The 5,629-nt window shown below is 48.0% G+C and carries 2 tRNA genes and 3 rRNA genes; all 5 read left to right on the top strand.

Going from position 1 to position 5,629, the window contains the following annotated elements:
* Positions 1 to 363: 363 nt before the first annotated feature.
* Positions 364 to 1,902: ribosomal RNA gene (locus tag I6E61_RS13910) — 16S ribosomal RNA — on the top strand.
* Between the two features lie 89 nt (positions 1,903 to 1,991).
* Positions 1,992 to 2,068: transfer RNA gene (locus tag I6E61_RS13915), tRNA-Ile, on the top strand.
* Between the two features lie 8 nt (positions 2,069 to 2,076).
* Positions 2,077 to 2,152 (top strand) — tRNA-Ala (locus tag I6E61_RS13920).
* Positions 2,153 to 2,494: 342 nt separating this feature from the next.
* Positions 2,495 to 5,356: ribosomal RNA gene (locus I6E61_RS13925) — 23S ribosomal RNA — on the top strand.
* Between the two features lie 191 nt (positions 5,357 to 5,547).
* Positions 5,548 to 5,629, top strand: a 5S ribosomal RNA gene (gene rrf, locus I6E61_RS13930); the annotation flags it as partial.

Here is a 5,629-nt window from a genome sequence, read left to right on the forward strand (position 1 = left end):
TGAAACGAGATAAAAAAAGAAGTTGACAGACTATTAAAACATGATATGATAGTCAGCTCGCTAAATAGGATAAGCCGTATTGGCTGGGACTGTTTAGTTTGAAATACTAACACTGGACGACAGTGATTAGACATTATTTAAAAGCATAACTAAAGAACAACTTGTGTGGATTTTTGCTGATTCAGAATGTTAAAAAATAAAGTTGGTTGACTATCTTTTCGATAGGATTCTAACTATAAAAATTATCATTTAAGACAGTAAAAAAACTCAAAGTTAATTCATTACGAACATAATTTTTAGCGATTTTGCCAGATTAGATGAGCCAAGTTTAGAAGCTTCTTTAAAGAGCTTCATAGCAAGATTAAACTGAAGAGTTTGATCATGGCTCAGATTGAACGCTGGCGGCAGGCTTAACACATGCAAGTCGAGCGGAAACGATGATAGCTTGCTATCAGGCGTCGAGCGGCGGACGGGTGAGTAATACTTAGGAATCTACCTAGTAGTGGGGGATAGCACGGGGAAACTCGTATTAATACCGCATACGACCTACGGGAGAAAGGGGGCAGTTTACTGCTCTCGCTATTAGATGAGCCTAAGTCGGATTAGCTAGATGGTGGGGTAAAGGCCTACCATGGCGACGATCTGTAGCTGGTCTGAGAGGATGATCAGCCACACCGGGACTGAGACACGGCCCGGACTCCTACGGGAGGCAGCAGTGGGGAATATTGGACAATGGGGGAAACCCTGATCCAGCCATGCCGCGTGTGTGAAGAAGGCCTTTTGGTTGTAAAGCACTTTAAGCAGTGAAGAAGACTCCGTGGTTAATACCCACGGACGATGACATTAGCTGCAGAATAAGCACCGGCTAACTCTGTGCCAGCAGCCGCGGTAATACAGAGGGTGCAAGCGTTAATCGGAATTACTGGGCGTAAAGGGAGCGTAGGTGGCTCTATAAGTCAGATGTGAAATCCCCGGGCTCAACCTGGGAACTGCATCTGAAACTGTAGAGCTAGAGTATGTGAGAGGAAGGTAGAATTCCAGGTGTAGCGGTGAAATGCGTAGAGATCTGGAGGAATACCGATGGCGAAGGCAGCCTTCTGGCATAATACTGACACTGAGGCTCGAAAGCGTGGGTAGCAAACAGGATTAGATACCCTGGTAGTCCACGCCGTAAACGATGTCTACTAGTCGTTGGGTCCCTTGAGGACTTAGTGACGCAGCTAACGCAATAAGTAGACCGCCTGGGGAGTACGGCCGCAAGGTTAAAACTCAAATGAATTGACGGGGGCCCGCACAAGCGGTGGAGCATGTGGTTTAATTCGATGCAACGCGAAGAACCTTACCTGGTCTTGACATATCTAGAATCCTGCAGAGATGCGGGAGTGCCTTCGGGAATTAGAATACAGGTGCTGCATGGCTGTCGTCAGCTCGTGTCGTGAGATGTTGGGTTAAGTCCCGCAACGAGCGCAACCCTTGTCCTTAGTTACCAGCGGGTTAAGCCGGGAACTCTAAGGATACTGCCAGTGACAAACTGGAGGAAGGCGGGGACGACGTCAAGTCATCATGGCCCTTACGACCAGGGCTACACACGTGCTACAATGGTAGGTACAGAGGGCAGCTACACAGCGATGTGATGCGAATCTCAAAAAGCCTATCGTAGTCCAGATTGGAGTCTGCAACTCGACTCCATGAAGTAGGAATCGCTAGTAATCGCGGATCAGAATGCCGCGGTGAATACGTTCCCGGGCCTTGTACACACCGCCCGTCACACCATGGGAGTTGATTGCACCAGAAGTGGTTAGCCTAACCTTCGGGAAGGCGATCACCACGGTGTGGTTGATGACTGGGGTGAAGTCGTAACAAGGTAGCCGTAGGGGAACCTGCGGCTGGATCACCTCCTTATAGATGACATTCGGTCAGCAAGAATTCACAACAAGTTGTTCTTTAGTTTAAGCTAGTATTTATTAGCTTTTGCCTTTGTAGGCATACAAAGGCCTGTAGCTCAGCTGGTTAGAGCACCGTGTTGATAACGCGGGGGTCGGCAGTTCAAGTCTGCCCAGGCCTACCATTATTTACGGGGCCATAGCTCAGTTGGTAGAGCGCCTGCCTTGCACGCAGGAGGTCAACGGTTCGACTCCGTTTGGCTCCACCACTATAAATACGAAACTTTAGATGCTAATAAATAAAATAGGTATTAAATAGAAACAAGTGATTGTAATTGATTACTTCTTTCTGTTTTATACAGAATCTGTGACTCGACGAGAGCATAGAGACTATTTAAAAACATAGATATGAGTCTGGGTTAGGAGGAGCGTGTTCACGCGCACTTCCTAACCTTAATAACTCACCTCTTAACGACATCAGTTGTTATCCCAGGGGTGAGTTATTAAAAAAGTAATAAGAGAACTGAATCAAGCGTATAAAATTAGGTGATATCGTTATCATAATTAGATTGTATGACACTATGAAGTCGAAAGACTACTTGGGGTTGTATGGTCAAGTAATGAAGCGCACATGGTGGATGCCTTGGCAGTCAGAGGCGATGAAAGACGTGACAGCCTGCGATAAGCTTCGGGGAGGCGGCAATATCCTGTGATCCGGAGATTTCTGAATGGGGAAACCCACTTACCATAAGGTAGGTATCTTGTACTTGTACGAGAAGCGAACGAGGGGAAGTGAAACATCTCAGTACCCTTAGGAATAGACATCAAATGAGATTCCCCTAGTAGCGGCGAGCGAACGGGGAGAAGCCGATTAATTCTAATGTAGAAGAACAGCGTGGGAAAGCTGACCGTAGTAGGTGATAGTCCTGTATTCGAAACATTAGAGTTAACATATTAAGTAGAGCGGGGCACGAGAAATCCTGTTTGAAGATGGGGGGACCATCCTCCAAGGCTAAATACTCCTGACTGACCGATAGTGAACCAGTACCGTGAGGGAAAGGCGAAAAGAACCCCTGTGAGGGGAGTGAAATAGAACCTGAAACCGTGTGCGTACAAGCAGTAGGAGCTTCAATTTATTGGAGTGACTGCGTACCTTTTGTATAATGGGTCAGCGACTTATATTCTGTAGCAAGGTTAACCGTTTAGGGGAGCCGTAGGGAAACCGAGTCTTAATAGGGCGTTTAGTTGCAGGGTATAGACCCGAAACCGAGTGATCTATCCATGAGCAGGTTGAAAGTGCCGTAACAGGCACCGGAGGACCGAACCCACTGTCGTTGAAAAGCCAGGGGATGACTTGTGGATAGGGGTGAAAGGCTAATCAAACTCGGTGATAGCTGGTTCTCCCCGAAAGCTATTTAGGTAGCGCCTCGGACGAACACCATTGGGGGTAGAGCACTGTTTCGGCTAGGGGGTCATACCGACTTACCAAACCGATGCAAACTCCGAATACCGATGAGTGATATCCGGGAGACACACAGTGGGTGCTAACGTCCATTGTGGAGAGGGAAACAACCCAGACCGCCAGCTAAGGCCCCAAATTCCTAGTTAAGTGGGAAACGAGGTGGGAAGGCATAGACAGCTAGGAGGTTGGCTTAGAAGCAGCCATCCTTTAAAGAAAGCGTAATAGCTCACTAGTCGAGTCGGCCCGCGCGGAAGATGTAACGGGGCTCAAACTAGGAGCCGAAGCTGCGGATTTGAATTTGTTTTCAAGTGGTAGGGGAGCGTTGTGTAAGCCTGTGAAGGTGTGTCGTAAGGCATGCTGGAGGTATCACAAGAGCGAATGCTGACGTGAGTAACGATAATGCGAGTGAAAAGCTCGCACGCCGGAAGATCAAGGGTTCCAGTCCAACGTTAATCGGGGCTGGGTGAGTCGACCCCTAAGGCGAGGCCGAAAGGCGTAGTCGATGGGAAATCAGTTAATATTCTGATACTTGTTTATAATGCGATGGAGGGACGGAGAAGGTTATGTCAGCCTGGCGTTGGTTGTCCAGGTGAAAGGATGTAGGCTTGTGGCTTAGGTAAATCCGGGCTACTACATGGCTGAGATCTGATAGCAAGCTGTACTTGTACAGTGAAGTGGCAAATACCATGCTTCCAGGAAAAGCTTCTAAGCAATAGTTATAAACGAATCGTACCCTAAACCGACACAGGTGATCAGGTAGAGAATACCAAGGCGCTTGAGAGAACTCTGCTGAAGGAACTAGGCAAAATGGTACCGTAACTTCGGGAGAAGGTACGCTGTTGATGGTGATAGGACACGCTCCTTGAGCTGTTGACAGTCGCAGATACCAGGCTGCTGCAACTGTTTATTAAAAACACAGCACTCTGCAAACACGAAAGTGGACGTATAGGGTGTGATGTCTGCCCGGTGCTGGAAGGTTAATTGATGGGGTTAGCGTAAGCGAAGCTCTTGATCGAAGCCCCAGTAAACGGCGGCCGTAACTATAACGGTCCTAAGGTAGCGAAATTCCTTGTCGGGTAAGTTCCGACCTGCACGAATGACATAATGATGGCAGCGCTGTCTCCAGCAGAGACTCAGTGAAATCGAAATCGCAGTGAAGATGCTGTGTACCCGCGGCTAGACGGAAAGACCCCGTGAACCTTTACTACAGCTTTACATTGAACTTTGACCTGACTTGTGCAGGATAGGTGGGAGGCTTTGAAGCAGACACGCTAGTGTTTGTGGAGCCAATCTTGAAATACCACCCTGGTCATGTTGGGGTTCTAACTCAGGTATAACAATACCGAGGACAATGTATGGTGGGTAGTTTGACTGGGGCGGTCTCCTCCTAAAGAGTAACGGAGGAGTACGAAGGTGCGCTCAGACCGGTCGGAAATCGGTCGTAGAGTATAAAGGCAAAAGCGCGCTTAACTGCGAGACCCACAAGTCGAGCAGGTACGAAAGTAGGTCTTAGTGATCCGGTGGTTCTGTATGGAAGGGCCATCGCTCAACGGATAAAAGGTACTCTGGGGATAACAGGCTGATACCGCCCAAGAGTTCATATCGACGGCGGTGTTTGGCACCTCGATGTCGGCTCATCTCATCCTAGGGCTGAAGCAGGTCCTAAGGGTATGGCTGTTCGCCATTTAAAGAGGTACGCGAGCTGGGTTTAGAACGTCGTGAGACAGTTCGGTCCCTATCTACCGTGGGCGTTGGAAATTTGAGAGGATCTGCTCCTAGTACGAGAGGACCAGAGTGGACGAACCTCTGGTGTTCGGGTTGTCACGCCAGTGGCATTGCCCGGTAGCTACGTTCGGATGGGATAACCGCTGAAAGCATCTAAGCGGGAAGCCCACCTCAAGATTAGATTTCCCTAAAGAGCCGTTCAAGACTAGGACGTTGATAGGCAGGGTGTGGAAGTGCAGCGATGCATGTAGCTAACCTGTACTAATTGCTCGTTTGGCTTGACCATACAACACCCAAGTGGTTTGTATACAAGTCTAATTAATCTATCTTGTATAAGCTGTAGTGGCTTATAGAATAAAGAAAGAATATTTCGATATCACCTTTAACCTTGATTCAGTCGGGTTTATAGTTGGTCGACTAAAAAGTAAAATTTATAGTCAAACAATAAAAACAACAGACTCATATCTAACCCCCTTTGCTGACGACAATAGCGCGATGGCACCACCTGATCCCTTCCCGAACTCAGAAGTGAAACATCGTAGCGCCAATGGTAGTGTGG

It is taken from the genome of Psychrobacter sp. NZS113, from assembly GCF_015864825.1.
GTDB lineage: Bacteria > Pseudomonadota > Gammaproteobacteria > Pseudomonadales > Moraxellaceae > Psychrobacter.